Source organism: Caballeronia sp. ATUFL_F2_KS9A, assembly GCF_023630765.1.
In the GTDB taxonomy this organism is placed as follows: Bacteria; Pseudomonadota; Gammaproteobacteria; order Burkholderiales; family Burkholderiaceae; genus Caballeronia; species Caballeronia zhejiangensis.
Genome location: NZ_JALQEK010000039.1, coordinates 96123 through 110948 on the forward strand (window position 1 = coordinate 96123; position 14826 = coordinate 110948).

Annotated in this window: 18 protein-coding genes; 10 read left to right on the top strand and 8 right to left on the bottom strand. The window is 65.7% G+C overall.

From position 1 onward, the window contains the following. Positions 1–119: 119 nt before the first annotated feature. From NCS67_RS25510 to NCS67_RS25525, 4 genes are all read left to right on the top strand, one after another. Positions 120–1157, top strand: coding sequence for a zinc-dependent alcohol dehydrogenase family protein (locus NCS67_RS25510; RefSeq protein WP_008347604.1), 1038 nt, complete (start codon positions 120–122; stop codon positions 1155–1157). A 42-nt stretch (positions 1158–1199) separates the two neighbouring features. Beyond that, the gene (locus NCS67_RS25515) at positions 1200–1646 is read left to right on the top strand and encodes a universal stress protein (protein ID WP_008347606.1); all 447 of its coding nucleotides are present in this window, start codon (positions 1200–1202) and stop codon (positions 1644–1646) included. A 52-nt stretch (positions 1647–1698) separates the two neighbouring features. After that, on the top strand, positions 1699–2010 hold the full coding sequence (locus tag NCS67_RS25520; RefSeq protein WP_239294878.1) for a hypothetical protein: 312 nt from the start codon (positions 1699–1701) through the stop codon (positions 2008–2010). 94 nt (positions 2011–2104) lie between these two features. Beyond that, positions 2105–2410 carry a DUF1488 family protein gene (locus NCS67_RS25525; protein WP_008347608.1) on the top strand — a complete coding sequence of 102 codons (306 nt, stop codon included), beginning with the start codon at positions 2105–2107 and terminating at the stop codon, positions 2408–2410. Here the strand turns inward: NCS67_RS25525 and fnr are convergent. From fnr to NCS67_RS25565, 8 genes are all read right to left on the bottom strand, one after another. Continuing rightward, positions 2386–3120, bottom strand: a complete 735-nt coding sequence (gene fnr, locus NCS67_RS25530) for a fumarate/nitrate reduction transcriptional regulator Fnr (RefSeq protein WP_051078981.1) — start codon at positions 3118–3120, stop codon at positions 2386–2388. The two genes, NCS67_RS25525 and fnr, sit on opposite strands and share 25 nt — an antisense overlap. 162 nt (positions 3121–3282) lie before the next feature. Beyond that, positions 3283–3930, bottom strand: coding sequence for a response regulator (locus NCS67_RS25535; protein WP_008347611.1), 648 nt, complete (start codon positions 3928–3930; stop codon positions 3283–3285). Next, positions 3927–4394: a universal stress protein gene (locus tag NCS67_RS25540; protein WP_008347612.1), complete on the bottom strand. Its 468-nt coding sequence runs from the start codon at positions 4392–4394 to the stop codon at positions 3927–3929. The genes NCS67_RS25535 and NCS67_RS25540 overlap by 4 nt, the downstream gene beginning before the upstream one ends. A gap of 100 nt (positions 4395–4494) precedes the next feature. Next, positions 4495–5562: a PAS domain-containing sensor histidine kinase gene (locus NCS67_RS25545; RefSeq protein ID WP_250437144.1), complete on the bottom strand. Its 1068-nt coding sequence runs from the start codon at positions 5560–5562 to the stop codon at positions 4495–4497. A gap of 45 nt (positions 5563–5607) precedes the next feature. Beyond that, complete coding sequence (locus NCS67_RS25550) at positions 5608–5838, bottom strand: hypothetical protein (protein WP_008347614.1); 231 nt, start codon at positions 5836–5838, stop codon at positions 5608–5610. A gap of 74 nt (positions 5839–5912) precedes the next feature. Further along, positions 5913–6140, bottom strand: a complete 228-nt coding sequence (locus tag NCS67_RS25555; protein ID WP_008347615.1) for a hypothetical protein — start codon at positions 6138–6140, stop codon at positions 5913–5915. Between the two features lie 94 nt (positions 6141–6234). Further along, entirely contained in the window at positions 6235–6510 is a 276-nt protein-coding gene (locus NCS67_RS25560; protein ID WP_175980543.1) for a hypothetical protein, read from the bottom strand. Positions 6511–6700: 190 nt separating this feature from the next. Beyond that, positions 6701–7048 carry a hypothetical protein gene (locus NCS67_RS25565; protein ID WP_250437146.1) on the bottom strand — a complete coding sequence of 116 codons (348 nt, stop codon included), beginning with the start codon at positions 7046–7048 and terminating at the stop codon, positions 6701–6703. Here NCS67_RS25565 and NCS67_RS25570 point away from each other — a divergent pair. The 6 genes from NCS67_RS25570 (at position 7035) to NCS67_RS25595 (ending at position 14826) form a co-directional block, all read left to right on the top strand. Continuing rightward, positions 7035–8555, top strand: coding sequence for an outer membrane protein assembly factor BamB family protein (locus tag NCS67_RS25570; protein WP_235366245.1), 1521 nt, complete (start codon positions 7035–7037; stop codon positions 8553–8555). The genes NCS67_RS25565 and NCS67_RS25570 overlap by 14 nt on opposite strands. Positions 8556–8616: 61 nt before the next feature. Next, the gene (locus NCS67_RS25575; RefSeq protein WP_008347619.1) at positions 8617–9192 is read left to right on the top strand and encodes a DUF1993 domain-containing protein; all 576 of its coding nucleotides are present in this window, start codon (positions 8617–8619) and stop codon (positions 9190–9192) included. Positions 9193–9246: 54 nt separating this feature from the next. Continuing rightward, on the top strand, positions 9247–9936 hold the full coding sequence (locus tag NCS67_RS25580; protein WP_008347621.1) for an ABC transporter ATP-binding protein: 690 nt from the start codon (positions 9247–9249) through the stop codon (positions 9934–9936). After that, positions 9933–12476: an FtsX-like permease family protein gene (locus NCS67_RS25585; RefSeq protein ID WP_250437149.1), complete on the top strand. Its 2544-nt coding sequence runs from the start codon at positions 9933–9935 to the stop codon at positions 12474–12476. Before NCS67_RS25580 ends, NCS67_RS25585 begins: the two co-directional genes overlap by 4 nt. Beyond that, the gene (locus NCS67_RS25590) at positions 12476–13561 is read left to right on the top strand and encodes a lipocalin-like domain-containing protein (protein ID WP_250437151.1); all 1086 of its coding nucleotides are present in this window, start codon (positions 12476–12478) and stop codon (positions 13559–13561) included. Before NCS67_RS25585 ends, NCS67_RS25590 begins: the two co-directional genes overlap by 1 nt. Before the next feature lie 287 nt (positions 13562–13848). Further along, positions 13849–14826 carry a M23 family metallopeptidase gene (locus NCS67_RS25595; protein ID WP_250437153.1) on the top strand — a complete coding sequence of 326 codons (978 nt, stop codon included), beginning with the start codon at positions 13849–13851 and terminating at the stop codon, positions 14824–14826.

A 14826-nucleotide genomic window follows, 5' to 3' on the forward strand; every position in this document is an offset into this window, starting at 1 on the left:
GTGGTTTCATGTTACTCGCGATATGCGCGTGCGCTTGATTCAAGTCAATCGGAGCCGCGGGCGTCCCGATAGAGTGAGAGCGTCGATTCACGTCACGCGCCACGCAACGGAGTTCGCAGATGAAAGCACTCGTCTATCACGGCCCCGGCATCAAGTCGCTCGACGAGCGGCCGAAACCCGCGCTCGCCGCCGCCACCGATGCGATCGTTCGCGTGACGCGCACGACCATCTGCGGAACCGATCTGCACATTCTCAAGGGCGATGTTCCCACCTGCGAGCCCGGCCGCGTGTTGGGTCACGAAGGCGTGGGCGTCGTCGAGGACGTCGGCGCGGCGGTGTCGACGTTCAAGCCGGGCGATCGCGTGCTGATCTCGTGCATTTCGTCGTGCGGAAAGTGCGAGGCGTGCCGACGCGGCATGTATTCGCACTGCGCGACGGGCGGCTGGATTCTCGGCCACAAGATCGACGGCACGCAGGCCGAATACGTGCGCATCCCGCACGCGGATACGAGCCTCTATCCGATTCCGGCAGATGTCGAGGAAGAGGCGCTCGTCATGCTCTCCGACATTCTTCCGACGGGCTTCGAATGCGGCGTGCTCAACGGGCGCGTGCAGCCGGGCAGCACGGTCGCGATAGTCGGCGCGGGGCCGGTCGGTCTCGCCGCCTTGCTCACCGCGCAGTTCTACGCGCCGGCGCAGATCGTCATGATCGATCGCGACGCGCATCGGCTCGAAATCGCGCGCACGTTCGGCGCGAGCGCGTGCATCGACATCGCGCGCACGGAGGCCGTCGCCGAGATCATGCGTCTGACCGATGGCGCGGGCGTCGATTGCGCCGTCGAAGCGGTCGGCGTGCCGGCGACCTTCGAGCTGTGCCAGCAGATCGTCGCGGCGGGCGGCACCATCGCGAATGTCGGCGTGCATGGCGTGAAGGCCGATCTGCATCTCGAATCGCTCTGGGATCGCAACATCAGCATCACGACGCGTCTCGTCGATACGGTCAGCACGCCGATGCTGCTCAAGACCGTGCGCGCGGGGCGGCTGCAGCCGAAGCAGCTCATCACGCACCGCTTCACGCTCGCGCGCGCGCTCGACGCTTACGACACCTTTGGCCGCGCGGCGGAAACGAACGCGCTGAAGGTCATCATCGAAATTTGAAGTGGGCGGCCTTCAGCGGGAAGCCGTGCGGGCCGGAAAACGATGTACCGCAAAATCCTGGTTGCGCTCGATGGCAGCGAGTGCTCGCAACGCGCGCTCGACGAAGCGATCCGCATCGGCGCGCGTGCGCGAGTGAATGTCGTGTACGTGATCGACGTGGCCGCGCTTTCGTCGTATCCGGCGCAGTATCGCGTGAACGTGCGCGAGGAAGGCGGGCACGCGCTCGATATCGCGTATGCGCGCGTGATCGATGCGGGCATCGAATGCGAAACGGAACTCGCGGAGACGCGCAACGTCACCGATACGATCGCGAAGTGCCTGCAGCGCCGCGCGGTGCACATGCCCGCGGATCTCGTCGTGATGGGCACGCATGGCCGGACCGGGTTGCGCAGGCTCGCGCTCGGCAGCGTCGCGGAAGCGTTCGTCAGACGCTCGACGTGTCCGGTGCTGCTCACGCGCGCACCGAAGCATGTCGCGAAAGACGCGTGAGCCACGACGAGTGAGGCGCGCCCGCGCGATGGCCTGACCGGAGAACAATGACATGGGCCTCGGAATGCAGATCGCCTGCCTCGGCTTCGCGGGCTCGAGCGCGATCGAACGCGAAGCGGGCGTCGAACTCGTGCGGCTTGCGGGCGTCGCGAAAGACATCGTCGATTGCAGGCTCACGATCAAGGCGTCGCTCGATCGCGCGGGACGCACCGTCTTCGACGCGCAACTGGTTCTGCTCACGCGCGATTCCGAGCAGGTCACGGTGCAACGCAGCACACACGCCGACGTGAACGCGGCGCTGCGTCATACATTCGATGACGCCGTTCAGCTGCTGCTTCAGCGCGGCGCGCCGGATGCGATTTGATACAGATCAATACGCGCTCCGAAACCGTGGCCAAGACTAAGTGGATATGCGCTGCGCCGGCTCGCGTCGCATCAACGTTCCACGAGGTATCGGCATGATCGTTACGTTTCCGAGTCAGCCGCCCGTCTATCAGGGCGATGTCCCTTCGCTCACTTTCGCCGCCTTCGCGGACGGTGAGCCGATCGAGTGCACCATTTCGGCCGAAGCGCTGGAGGATCACTTCGGCGCGGCGTCGTGGCGTGAGGAAGATCTGCAGCAGGCGTTCGAGAGCCATCGCTCGTCGATAGAAGGCGCCGCCGAACATGTGCTGAGCCGCGTCGGCGGCACGTCGGTGATGCTGCGCAGCGGATTTTTCCGCTTTCGCGAAGCGCGCGCTCAGACTGCTTCGAGCCGCGCCTGATCGAGGATCCGCACGTCCTTGCCGCGCGCGTCGATCACGCCGGCCTTTTGCAGCCGCGAGAACATGCGGCTGACGGTTTCGATCTTCAGCCCGAGATAGCTGCCGATTTCCTCGCGCGTCATGCGCAGCACGAATTGCGCGGGCGAATAGCCGCGCGCCTTCATGCGCGTCGACAGATTGAGCAGGAAGGCCGCGACGCGCTGCTCCGCCGTCATCGTGCCGAGCAGCATCATCAGATTGGATTCGCGCACGATCTCGCCGCACATCATGCGATGAACGTGATGCTGCACCGCCTTCACTTCGCGGCACAGCAATTCGAGCAGATCGAACGGAACGATGCAGACGACGCTGTCTTCCAGCGCGATGGCGTCGCACGCGTGGCGGTCGGTGCTCACGCCGTCGAACCCGAGGGGCTCGGCCGCCAGATGAAAGCCCGTGACCTGCTCGTGTCCTTCGCGATGCATGACGACGGTCTTGAAGCAGCCGCTGCGCAGCGCATAGAGACTCTGGAAGGGATCGCCGCTGCGGAAAAGCGTTTCGCCGCGCCGCACGAAGCGCGTCGAGCTGATCATCGCGTCGAGACGCTGATAATCGACCGGCGACAAGCCGGACGGCATGCAGATGCGCTTCATAGAACACGTCGAGCAACGCGTGCTCGGCGGCTTCGCGTCGACGTGCATGCCGGGACTGTCTGCGCTCGCGGAAATCATGCTGCGCCTCCTGTCGAACCGGATCGCGCATCGACGCGCGATCCCGCATGTCACGTGTCCAATTATGGAGTGCGCTGTCTCGAAAAAATGTCGGTGCTGGCTGATCGTGCCGTAGGCATTCGGGAAGACGTGTAGGGAAATGCCGACACGCGCCGCTTCGATTCAGGCGCTGTCGTCGTCGAAAAGCTGATGGCGCACCGCGTAGCGCACGAGCGCGGCTTCGTGGGGAATCTGCATTTTTTCGAGGATGCGCGCCTTGTAGGTGCTGATGGTCTTCGCGCTCACGCACAACGCCTCGCCGATATCGCTGATGGATTCGCCCGCGCACAGCCGCCGGAACACTTCGAACTCGCGGTTCGACAATCGCTGATGCGGTAGCGCATCGTCAGGTTCGGTGAGGCTTTGCGCGAAGCGTTCGGCCATCGCGAGGCTCACGTACGCGCCGCCCGACGCGACCTTGGCGACCGCCGCGACCAGCTCCGCGCTCGCGCTTTCCTTCGTCAGATAGCCCGACGCGCCGGCCTTGAACGCGCGCGCGGCGTATTGCTGCTCGGCGTGCATCGTGAGCACGAGAATGCGCAGCGCGGGCTTTTCGTCCTTGATCTGCTTGAGCAGGTCGAGGCCGCTGCGGCCGGGCATCGACAGATCGAGCACGAGCACGTCCGCCTCCGTTGCGCGCACGAGCGCGAGCGTGCCCGGCCCGTCGCTCGCTTCGCCGGCGACCTCGAAGCCGTGCGCGTTCGCGAGGATATGGCGCAGGCCGTCGCGCACGAGCGCGTGGTCATCGGCGATCAGGACTTTCGTCGTCATGGATTCGGTTCTTCCGTTTCGCGGCCCGGCACCAGCAGAACGGGACACCGCGACAGCCGCGCGAAACCTTCCGCGACGCTGCCGAGCACGATCCGCCGCAAGCCGCGCCGCCCGTGCGTGCCCATGACGACGAGATCGGCGCGGAAATCGTCGGCGCAATGACGGATGCGCTGCGGGATGTCATCGCCGAGATACTCGACTTCGCACACGCGCGGCGTGCCCTTGACGCCCGCTTGCGTCATGCGCTCCGTGGCCGTCGCAGCGAGCCGCCGGCCTTCCTCCAGCAATGCGTCGCGCAGGCCAGGATAGAACGCGCTCGTGGCGTCGTAGGAAACGGGCTGCATGTCCACGACGAAGAGCGGCTGAATTTGCGCCGCGCTCGCGCTTGCGATCCTGATCGCCTCATCGAGGGCGTGGAGGGAAGTCGGGCTGCCGTCGATGGGCACGAGAATGCGGTTGTACATGACGATCTCCTGATCCGGTGTGTTGGCGCGTCGCGGGTGTGCGATCGAGTCTACGGACGGCGTATGCAAAACGGTTGACGCAAGTCAAGGAACGGAATCGTCATCGGCGGGGGCGATGAAGCGGAATGTCCACGACGACGCGAAAGCCTTCGCCCGGCGCGCTGCGAAACTCGATGACGCCGCCCAGTTGCCGCACGCGCTCGCCCATGCCGAGCAGGCCGAACGTGCCCGCCGCGCGCGGCCGTTCGATATCCGCGCCGCGGCCGTCATCCTCGATCGTCAGCGTGCAGCGCGCATACGCGCAGACGATCGCGATGCGAACTTCCGATGCCCGCGCGTGGCGCACGACGTTCGTCAGCGCTTCCTGCACGAGCCGGAAGAGCGACGTGGACGCAGTCGCCTCGAAGCCGTCCTCGTCGCCTTCGATATCCAGATGGATCGTCAGATCGTAGCGGCGGCGGTAATCGCAAACGAGCCAGTCGATTGCGGCGAAAAGGCCGAGATCGTCGAGCACGGGCGGACGCAGGCCCGCCGCGATGCGTCGCAGCGAACCGATGATCGTGTCGATTTGCGTGAGCGCCTGCTGTTTGAAGCGCGCGTTCGGCGCGGTGCTGTCGAGAATCGACAACTGCATTTTGAGCGCGGCAAGCTGCTGGCCGAGATCGTCGTGCAACTCGCGGGCAATCGACGCGCGCTCGTTTTCCAGCGCCGTCTGTACGTGCGCGGAGAGCTCGCGCGCATGCTGCAATTCCGTGAGCCGCAAGCGGTCGGTCATGTCGCGCGTGACCTTGGCGAAGCCGATCAGACTACCCGACGGATCGTGCAACGCGGTGATGACGACGTTCGCCCAGAAGCGGCTGCCGTCTTTGCGGATGCGCCAGCCTTCGTCCTCGACGCGGCCCACGCGCGCCGCCGTCGAGAGGGCGTTGTGCGGCTTGCGCGCGGCGATATCGTCGCCCGGATAGAAGACGGAAAAATGACGGCCGACGATATCGCTCGCGTCATAGCCCTTGATCCGCCGCGCGCCGTTGTTCCAGGTCGCGACGTGGCCGTGCGCGTCGAGCAGGAAGATCGCGTAGTCCTCGACCGCTTCGACCAGCAGACGGAAAGGTGCGTCCGTCAGCAGCGAAGGCGTGTTGCCGGGTTCGGTCGCGGAGCAGTCGGTCATCGTTGCAATGGGCGGATGCGCTTGCAACGTCGACGCGTTGCGGCGCTATTGCTTCATCATCTGAAAGGGCGGCAAGGGCAGCTCGTCGCCGTCGAGAAACGCGGTCGCGCAGCGCACCGCGAAGCCGAGCGCGCCGTCCTTGCTTGCGAATGCGCCGAGATTGCCGAGCGAGGTGGCATGGCCGTCCTCTTCGAGAATCGACGCGGTCGCGACGAACGCGTTGCCTACACGAGTGGCGGAGGGCTTAAAAGCCGCTCCCCGATGATAGATGATCATAGATTTGACCGGTGGAGATGATCGAAAGGCTTATGCGGCAGGCATGCCGCGGCGTGAGAGCGAATGCGCGCGGATCAGCGCGGGTTCTGCACTGACTGTCGATAGTCGATCTCGGCCATGCCGTAAGCGAACGCGTAGCGCACCGCGCCCGTTTCGCTGGCGAATTCGCCGAGCATTCCGCTCGAACGGCGCGTGCCGTCCGGTTCTCGCACGATGAGCATCGCCGCGTATCTGTCCTGCTCCGGGACGGCGGTCGCGCTCAGTACGTGCCCTTTGTAGATCACGTCGTCGGGTCGATTCATTGCTCTCTCAGGTTCTAATGTTTTGCCGGCGTGGCAATTCTGACGTTTGCCTACATTCCGTAAGCAGTAAGCCTAACCGTTCAATTTTTGTCGCTTAATCCGATTTAAGCTTTTTTACTTTTCCCATGCAAATGCTTAAGTCCGACCAATCCTGCGGGCATCGGGTCGCGCCTCTGCGCATCGCGTTGAACAGTCTCGATACCGACTTCGCCGCAACGACGTACATCGCGCCGGAGAGCCCCGAATCGGAGCGCATCAGCAGATCGGCTGCGAAAAGCGCCGCGATCGCGACGAGCGGGTGGCACATCACCTGAGCGGTCAAGCGTTTCATCTGCGTCTCACCTCGAAAACATCTGTCGAAATCGGGCAAGACCGCACAGTGCTGCGATAGCGATACGAACCGGGTCCCGTCCTGAGCCTTACTGTGCCTTTAACGTCCGCTTGCAGTCCTGCCCGCACGTCCGCGCTGGCTGCCCGATCGTCCGGGTTTTTTTCCGCTGTCTGCGAATTCGTGAGACGCATACATACAGCCCGCCGACCGTTCCGCCAAAGCCTAGCGTTCAGCCGACCGTCGTCCGCTTTTTTAAGCCGTTGCAGACAATAATCGCGACTGCACCGGGGCCGGCCCCTCCTGAACGGAGATCGCAGATGAAAGGGCATTTATCGGTTGGCGTGATCGCAGTCGCTATCGCAGCAATCATCGGTGGATGCAGCGGAGGAAGCTCCTCCGATCCGTCCTCGACATCCGGCGGCTCCGCGTCGGCATCCGGTCCCGCGTCGGCGTCGAGCCCAGCGTCGGCATCCAGTCCTTCGGCCGCATCGTCGGCAAACGGCGCGAGCGCGCCCGCGAGCGCAAGCGCTCCCGCGACGAACTCGCCGTCCGCATCGACTCCGATGGATGTCACCACGTATCACAACGACATCCGCCGCACCGCGCAGCAGCTTGCCGAGACCCGGCTCACGCTCGCCAGCGTGAAGTCGTCCACGTTCGGCAAGCTCGGCTTCTATGCCGTCGATGGCGCCGTCGATGCGCAACCGCTCTTTCTGGCCAACGTGCCGATCGCGGGCGGCACGCATAACGTGCTGTACGTCGCGACCGAGAACGCGACCCTCTACGCGTTCGATGCCGACACCGGCGCCGTGCTCTGGCAAGTCTCGACGCTCGGCGCGGGCGAAGTGCCGAGCGACGATCACGGCTGCGACCAGACCACGCCGAAAATCGGCATCACGGCGACGCCGGTCATCGACCGCTCGCGCGGGCCCAACGGCGTGATCTATGTCGTCGGCATGTCGAAGGACAGCGGCGGCGCGTATCACCAGCGCATCCACGCCATCGACATCGCAACGGGCGGCGAACTGTTCGGCGGCCCGACCGAAATCACCGGCTCGTATCCCGGCACCGGATCGGGCAGCGTGAACGGCGTCGTGCCGTTCACGCCGGGCCAGTACATCGAGCGCGCGTCGCTGCTGCTGCTGAACGGCGTCGTCTATACGGCGTGGAGCTCGCATTGCGACACGCTGCCGTATACCGGCTGGCTCATCGGCTACAGCGCGGACACGCTCAAGCAGACGGGCATCCTCAACGTCACGCCGAACGGCGAGATGGGCGGCATCTGGATGGGCGGCGCGGGCCTGGCATCGGACGGCACGTCGATCTATTTCCTCGACGGCAACGGCACGTTCGACGCGACCATCAACGCGCAGGACATGCCGATCAGGAACAACTTCGGCAACGGCTTCCTCAAGGTCACGCCGAGCGCGACGTTCGCGCTTCAGGTCAACGATTACTTCGAGCCGTCGAACACCGTGGTGGAATCGAACCAGGATCTGGATCTCGGCTCGGGCGGCGTGCTCGTGCTGCCCGATGTCACCGACATCAACGGCAACGTGCAGCATCTCGCGATAGGCGGCGGCAAGACGCGCGTCCTCTACGTCGTGAACCGCGATTCGATGGGCAAGTTCGATTCGAACGCGGATCACATCTATCAGCCGCTTTACTCGACGATCACCGGTCCGATGTTCACCGCGCCGGCGTTCTACAACAACACGATCTACGTCGGCCCGGCGGGCGATCATCTGAAGGCGCTGCCCGTCGTCAACGCGATGGTCGCGACAAGCGCATCGAGCCAGACGACGAGTCCCGCGGGCAACTGGAATTTTCCGGGCCTCGCGCCGGTCATTTCCGCGAATGGCAATACCGACGGCATCGTATGGGGCGTCGAGAACACCACGCCGACCGCCGTGCTGCATGCCTACGACGCGAGCAATCTCGCGATCGAGCTTTACAACAGCAATCAGGCGGGCACGCGCGATCAGTTCGGCAACAACAAGTTCATCTCGCCGACGGTCGCGAACGGCAAGGTCTACGTCGGCACGAAGACAGGCGTGATGGTGTTCGGTCTGCTCGGCGGATGACTCGCGCGGGTCGGGGCCGCATCGATATAAGATCGCGTTACCTCGACCCATGGAGCTTCCGATGCAACTGACCCGTCTTCTCGTTCCGACGTTCGTGCAGACGTTGAAGAACCTGTCGGCGTGGCTGGATAAAGCCGCTGCATTTCAGCACGAGAAAGGCGCGAATCCCGACGCGCTGATGACCTTGCGTCTCGCGCCCGACATGTTTCCGCTCGCCGCGCAAGTGCGCTTCGTGTGCTTTCAGGCACAGGAACCGGTGTACCGGCTGCGCGGCGAAGACCTGCCGCAGACAGTGCTGCGCGTGCGGAAAGAAGGCGCGCATTCGAACGAAGCGCCGGGCACGTTCGCCGATGCGCAAGCCTGCATCGCCGATGCGATCGCATTGCTCTCGAACCTCACTTCCGATGCGCTCGACGCCGGAACCGGCGAGCCGATCGCGCTCGATCTGCCGAACGGCATCGTCTTCGACATGACCGGCGAGCAATACGCGCGCGACTGGTCGCTGCCGCAGTTCTATTTCCACGCGATGACCGCTTACGCGATCCTGCGCAACCACGGCGTGCCGCTCGGCAAGCCGGATTACGTGGCGCACATGTTCTCGTATATCCGGCCCGGCACGCTGCCCCAATCGGGCTGAATCCGCGCGACTTCGGCACAATGCTTGCGCAGACACGAACTACGACCTTGCGCCATGCGACCCGCCGACCCGAACGTTTCTCCCGCCCTCGAATGCCGCCGCCTGACGAAAACGTACGGCAGCGGCCGCATCGTGCTCGACGCGCTCGACTTCGCGCTCGGCGCGGGCGAGTTCGTCGCGATCATGGGCGACTCGGGCGTCGGCAAATCGACGCTGCTCAATCTGATCGCGGGCCTCGACACCGCCGATAGCGGCGACGTGCTGATCGACGGCGCATCGATCTCGACGCTTCCCGACGACGCCGCCACGCGCCTGCGCCGGCAAAAGCTCGGCTTCGTGTTCCAGGCGTTTCACGTCCTGCCGCATCTGACGCTGTATCAGAACGTCGCGGTGCCGCTGCTGCTGAACGGCATGCCGCCCGCGCCCGCGCGCGCCATGCTCGCGGCGGTCGGCCTCGACGGACGCGGCGACGACATGCCGCGCCAGCTTTCCGGCGGCGAGTTGCAGCGCGTGGCGATTGCGCGCGCGCTGGTGCATCGGCCGCGCCTCATTCTCGCCGATGAACCCACCGGCAATCTCGATCCGCAGACCGCGCACGAAGTGCTCGAATTGCTGCGCGCCGAAACCAAGGCGACGCGCGCCGCGACGGTGATGGTCACGCATTCCGAAGCGGCGGCCGCGTTCGCGGATCGCGTCGTGATTCTGCGCGACGGCGCCTTGCACGCCGCGACGCTCGCCCGATGAGCGATATCGCCGCCGGATGCGGATTCTTCGACACGCTCACGCGCTGGCTGCTCGGCGCGCAATGGCGCAGCCATCGCGGACGCGCGCTCGTCGCCATGCTGACGATCGCGCTCGGCGTCGGGCTCGGTTATGCGGTGCAGCTCATCAACGGCGCGGCGTTCAACGAGTTTTCCGCCGCCGCGCGCAGCCTTTCCGGTCAAGCCGACTTGCAAGTGCGCGGCGCGCAGCCTTTCATCGACGAGAACGTTTATCCGCGGCTCGCGACGCGCGCGGGCGTGGCCGCCGCGAGTCCGGTGCTCGAACTCGATGTCGCCGTGCCCGGCAAGAACGCGCCGCTCAAGGTGCTCGGCATCGACGTGTTCCGCGCGAAGCGCATCGCGCCGGACCTGACCGGCGTGCCGTCGCCGGAAGCATCGTTCGATGTTCTCGCCGATGACGCGATCTTTCTTTCGCCCGCCGCGCTCGCCTGGCTCGGCGCGCGCGATGGCGGACGCATCGAATTGCAAAGCGGCACGTCGCCCGTGACGTTGCGCGTCGCGGGCGGCATCGCGCGAACGCGTCCCGGCCAGCGCATCGCGGTGATGGATATCGCCGCCGTGCAGAACCGCTTCGGCATGGCGGGCAAGCTATCGCGCGTCGATGTGCAACTCGCGCGCGGCGTCGATCGGGATGCGTTCCGCGAGACGCTGCAACGCGAACTCGGCGCGCGGCTCGTCGTGACCGGCACGCAGGATATCGAGAGCCGGACGGACCGGCTGTCGCGCGCGTATCGCATCAATATGAACGTGCTCGCGCTCGTCGCGCTGTTTACCGGCGCGTTTCTCGTGTTCTCGACGCAAGCCGCGGGCGTCGTGCGCCGTCGCGCGCAATTCGCGATGCTGCGCGTGCTCGGCATGACGCGCGCATCGCTCGTGCGGCAGATCATGCTCGAAGGCGCGCTGCTCGGCGTGGTGGGCGGCGTGCTCGGCATCGCGCTCGGCTTCACGGTCGCGGCGCTCGCGTTGCGCTTTTTCGGCAGCGATCTCGGCGGCGGATATTTTCCGGGCGTCGAGCCGCGCGTCGTCTTCGATCCGCTAGCGAGCGCGATCTTTCTCGCGCTGGGCATCGGCGTCGCGCTCGCGGGCACGCTCGTTCCCGCGCTCGAAGCGGCGCGCGCCCGGCCCGCGCCCGCGTTGAAGGCGGGCAGCGAAGAAGCCGCGCTCGCACCGCTCGGCACGCCGTGGCCCGCGCTCGCGTGCCTCGCGGCAGGCGCGGCGCTGACGCAGGCGCCGCCCGTTTTCGATGCGCCCATCGGCGGTTATCTCGCCGTCGCGCTGCTGCTCGTCGGCGGCATCGCGCTGATGCCGCGTGTCACGGCAATCGTGTTCCGCCGCGCGATGAAACCGCGCAACGCCGTCGCGACGCTCGCGCTCGCGCGTCTCGCGAATGCGCCCGGGCAGGCATCGATCGCGATGGGCGGCGTGCTGTCGAGCTTCACGCTGATCGTCGCGATGGCGATCATGGTGACGAGCTTTCGCGTGTCCGTCGAAGACTGGCTCGCGCATCTGCTGTCGGCGGATCTTTATGTGCGGATCGCATCGAGCGGCGACACGGGCGGCTTGCAGCCCGATCAGCAAACGCAGATCGCAGCAGTCGATGGCGTCGCGCACGCGGCGTTCACGCGCGCGACGAAGCTGACGCTCGATCCCGCGAAGCCGCCGGTCGCGCTGATCGCGCGCGAGCTCGACGCCGCCGATCCCGGCGCGACGTTGCAGATGACCGGCGATGCGTTGCCGCCATCCGCGTGGCGCGCGGGCGAAACGCCGGTCTGGGCCTCGGAAGCGATGGCCGATCTGTATGGCTATCGCGTGGGCGAGCGCGTGAGCTTGCCCGTCGGCGGCGCGGGCGAGCGTTTCGTCGTCGCGGGCATATGGCGCGACTACGTGCGGCAGACGGGCGCGCTGCAAATGCGTATCGCGGACTATCGGCGGCTGACCGGCGACACGGCCGCCACCGACATCGCCATTACGTTGCGCGCGGGTTCGGGCGCGGCGCAGGTCATCGACGCGATCAAAAAGCTGCCCTTCGGCGGCGCGCTCGAATTCTCGCAACCGGGCGAGATCCGCGCGCGCACGCTGACCATTTTCGACCGCAGTTTCGCCGTGACGTATCTGCTCGAAGCGGTCGCGATCGTCATCGGGCTGTTCGGCGTCGGCGCCACGTTTTCGATGCAGACGCTCGCGCGCTCGCGCGAATTCGGCATGCTGCGGCACGTCGGCGTGACGCGCGCGCAGATTCTCGGGCTGCTCGCTTCGGAAGCGGGCTGGCTCACGCTGCTCGGCATCGCGATGGGCTGCGTGCTCGGCTTCGCGATCAGCCTGATTCTCGTGTTCGTCGTGAATCCGCAGTCGTTTCACTGGAGCATGTCGCTGCACATTCCGTCGACGATGATCGCGGCGATCGCGTGCGTGATGATGGTGTCGTCGTGCGCGACGGCGGTGCTGTCGGGCCGGCGCGCCGTGTCGGTCGATGCGGTGCGCGCCGTGCGGGAGGACTGGTGATGCGCGCGCTGCTTTTCGCGTTGATGCTCATGTCGATGACCGCATTCGCCGGCGAGCCGAAGTTCGCGCCCGTCGCGCCCGGCCACGTCATCGACTGGCCGAAGGACAGCGGCGCGCATCCGCCGTATCGCACGGAATGGTGGTACGCGACCGGCTGGCTCGAGACGGCGGAGCACCAGCCGCTCGGGTTTCAGATCACGTTCTTTCGCTCGAACACCGGCAAGAAGCACGGCAAGAGCGCGTTCGATCCGTCGCAACTCGTCATCGCGCATGCGGCGTTGTCCGATCCCGCGTACGGGCGGCTCGCGCACGATCAGAACATCGCGCGGCAGGGCTTCGGTCTGGCGTACGCGAAGGAAGGCAACACCGACGTCAAGCTCGACGCATGGCGCATGTCGCGCGCGGCGCACGGCAGCTACACGGTCATCGCCGATGCCGCCGGATTCGCGCTCCATCTCACCTTCACGCCGACGCAGCCGCCGATGTTCCAGGGCGAAGGCGGCTACTCGCGCAAAGGGCCGTCGCCGGAGCAGGCGAGCTATTACTACAGCGAGCCGCAGCTCAAGGTGACGGGCAGCGTCGTGCGGCCATCGGCATCGGGGAAGGAGAGCGCGGGCGTCGCCGTGACGGGCCGTGCCTGGCTCGACCACGAATGGTCGAGCACGTTGCTGCCATCCGATGCGGCCGGCTGGGACTGGCTCGGCGCGAATCTCGACGACGGCTCCGCGCTGATGGCCTTCAAGGTCCGCGCCCGCGACGGCCATTCGGTCTGGGCGCACGCCGCTTTGCGCGATCGCGACGGCCGCACCCGACAATTCGGCCCCGGCGATGTGGAATTCACGCCCGAGCGCGAGTGGCGCTCGCCACGCACGAACACGACGTATCCGGTGGCGATGAACCTGCGCGTCGGCGGAATGCGCTGGCGGCTGACTCCGCTCATCGACGATCAGGAACTCGACTCGCGCGATTCGACCGGCGCGCTGTACTGGGAAGGCGCGGTCACGCTCGACGGCGACGGCGGAAAAGGACGCGGATATCTCGAACTGACGGGATACGCAAAGACGATCGAGATCGAAAAGCGGTGAAGTGGCGGCATCCTCGTGCAACTGTAGCGAAACTTCGTACAAAAGCGTAAAAAGGGGCAGCTTAAGCTTCGTTTAAGAAAAGTCTCATAGTCTCGCTCGACACGCCTCCGCCGTCTCGCCTTTCCATGTCAGCGCGCCTTTTTGTCCAAAGATCCCCGACGATTTACCCGCTTTCGCGGCAGATCGAATGACGCGCGGGTTTTCCCGACGCTCGCGGCCCGCGCCGCGCCTTCTGATCCCTCGACCGATGCGCCCTAAGCGCGCGTCGCTCGATCCGCCTCCCGCCGATGCCTTTATCTTCTTCCAACGCCTTGCCCGGCAAGGCAGGCCGACTGCTTTTCACTTGCGCGATCGGTTCCATCTGTACGGTCGTGATCTGCAACGCGCTGCATCGTCCGACCGCGGCTTTGGCCGATAAGGACGAGGCGCCCGCGGTCTCGCTGCCCCAACGCGCCGCGCCGAAAACGCCGCCCGCGCCGACACGCACCACTGAAAGCGCGACCGTCGACGAGACGTTCTCCGATGCCGCGCAAAGCCTCGGCATCGACCAAGGGACGATCGCGACGCTCACCGAAGCGTTCGCGAGCAACGTCGACATGCGGCGCGATCTCAGAAAAGGCGACACGCTCAGCGTGGTCTATGACCGTCCGCAAGGCAGCGCAACCGCCGATGACCCGCCGCTCGCCGTGCGTCTGACGACCGGATCGTCATCGCACGACGTGTTCCTTTATCGCGATCCGAACGGCGAAACGCGCTATTACGCGAAGGACGGCAAGAGCACGAAACCCGCGTTCTCGCGCTATCCGGTTGCGTTCACGCGGGTGTCGTCGGACTTCTCGCTGCGAAGGTTCGATCCGGTCGTGCATCGCTGGCAAAGTCACGACGGCGTCGATCTCGCCGCGCCCATCGGGACGCCGGTGCACGCGACGGCGCAGGGCAAGGTGACGTTTGTCGGCAGGCAGACGGGTTACGGCAAGGTCGTCATGCTGGAAAATCCGCCGCCGTATTCGACCGTCTACGCGCATCTTTCGCGTTTCGCGAAAGGCATCAGGACTGGCGGAACGGTGCAGCGCGGGCAGGTGATCGGCTATGTCGGCGAAACGGGTTGGGCGACCGGACCGCATCTGCACTACGAAGTGCACGTCGATGACGTCGCGATGGATCCGCTCACCGTCGATCTTCCCGGCGACGATCGTCTGCACGGCGAAGAACGCCAGCGATTCGCGAGGGAAGCGGAAGCGCTGAGCGCCGAGCTCAACGGCTGA

What these genes read in the sequence shown, in the direction of transcription:
- NCS67_RS25570 (WP_235366245.1), top strand. Translation starts at nt 7,035, where the DNA reads ATGGATGTCACCACGTATCACAACGACATCCGCCGCACCGCGCAGCAG.
- fnr (WP_051078981.1), bottom strand. Translation starts at nt 3,120, where the DNA reads ATGATTTCCGCGAGCGCAGACAGTCCCGGCATGCACGTCGACGCGAAG.
- NCS67_RS25555 (WP_008347615.1), bottom strand. Translation starts at nt 6,140, where the DNA reads ATGAATCGACCCGACGACGTGATCTACAAAGGGCACGTACTGAGCGCG.
- NCS67_RS25595 (WP_250437153.1), top strand. Translation starts at nt 13,849, where the DNA reads ATGCCTTTATCTTCTTCCAACGCCTTGCCCGGCAAGGCAGGCCGACTG.
- NCS67_RS25575 (WP_008347619.1), top strand. Translation starts at nt 8,617, where the DNA reads ATGCAACTGACCCGTCTTCTCGTTCCGACGTTCGTGCAGACGTTGAAG.
- NCS67_RS25550 (WP_008347614.1), bottom strand. Translation starts at nt 5,838, where the DNA reads ATGATCATCTATCATCGGGGAGCGGCTTTTAAGCCCTCCGCCACTCGT.
- NCS67_RS25545 (WP_250437144.1), bottom strand. Translation starts at nt 5,562, where the DNA reads ATGACCGACTGCTCCGCGACCGAACCCGGCAACACGCCTTCGCTGCTG.
- NCS67_RS25590 (WP_250437151.1), top strand. Translation starts at nt 12,476, where the DNA reads ATGCGCGCGCTGCTTTTCGCGTTGATGCTCATGTCGATGACCGCATTC.
- NCS67_RS25515 (WP_008347606.1), top strand. Translation starts at nt 1,200, where the DNA reads ATGTACCGCAAAATCCTGGTTGCGCTCGATGGCAGCGAGTGCTCGCAA.
- NCS67_RS25520 (WP_239294878.1), top strand. Translation starts at nt 1,699, where the DNA reads ATGGGCCTCGGAATGCAGATCGCCTGCCTCGGCTTCGCGGGCTCGAGC.
- NCS67_RS25540 (WP_008347612.1), bottom strand. Translation starts at nt 4,394, where the DNA reads ATGTACAACCGCATTCTCGTGCCCATCGACGGCAGCCCGACTTCCCTC.
- NCS67_RS25535 (WP_008347611.1), bottom strand. Translation starts at nt 3,930, where the DNA reads ATGACGACGAAAGTCCTGATCGCCGATGACCACGCGCTCGTGCGCGAC.
- NCS67_RS25580 (WP_008347621.1), top strand. Translation starts at nt 9,247, where the DNA reads ATGCGACCCGCCGACCCGAACGTTTCTCCCGCCCTCGAATGCCGCCGC.
- NCS67_RS25510 (WP_008347604.1), top strand. Translation starts at nt 120, where the DNA reads ATGAAAGCACTCGTCTATCACGGCCCCGGCATCAAGTCGCTCGACGAG.
- NCS67_RS25525 (WP_008347608.1), top strand. Translation starts at nt 2,105, where the DNA reads ATGATCGTTACGTTTCCGAGTCAGCCGCCCGTCTATCAGGGCGATGTC.
- NCS67_RS25585 (WP_250437149.1), top strand. Translation starts at nt 9,933, where the DNA reads ATGAGCGATATCGCCGCCGGATGCGGATTCTTCGACACGCTCACGCGC.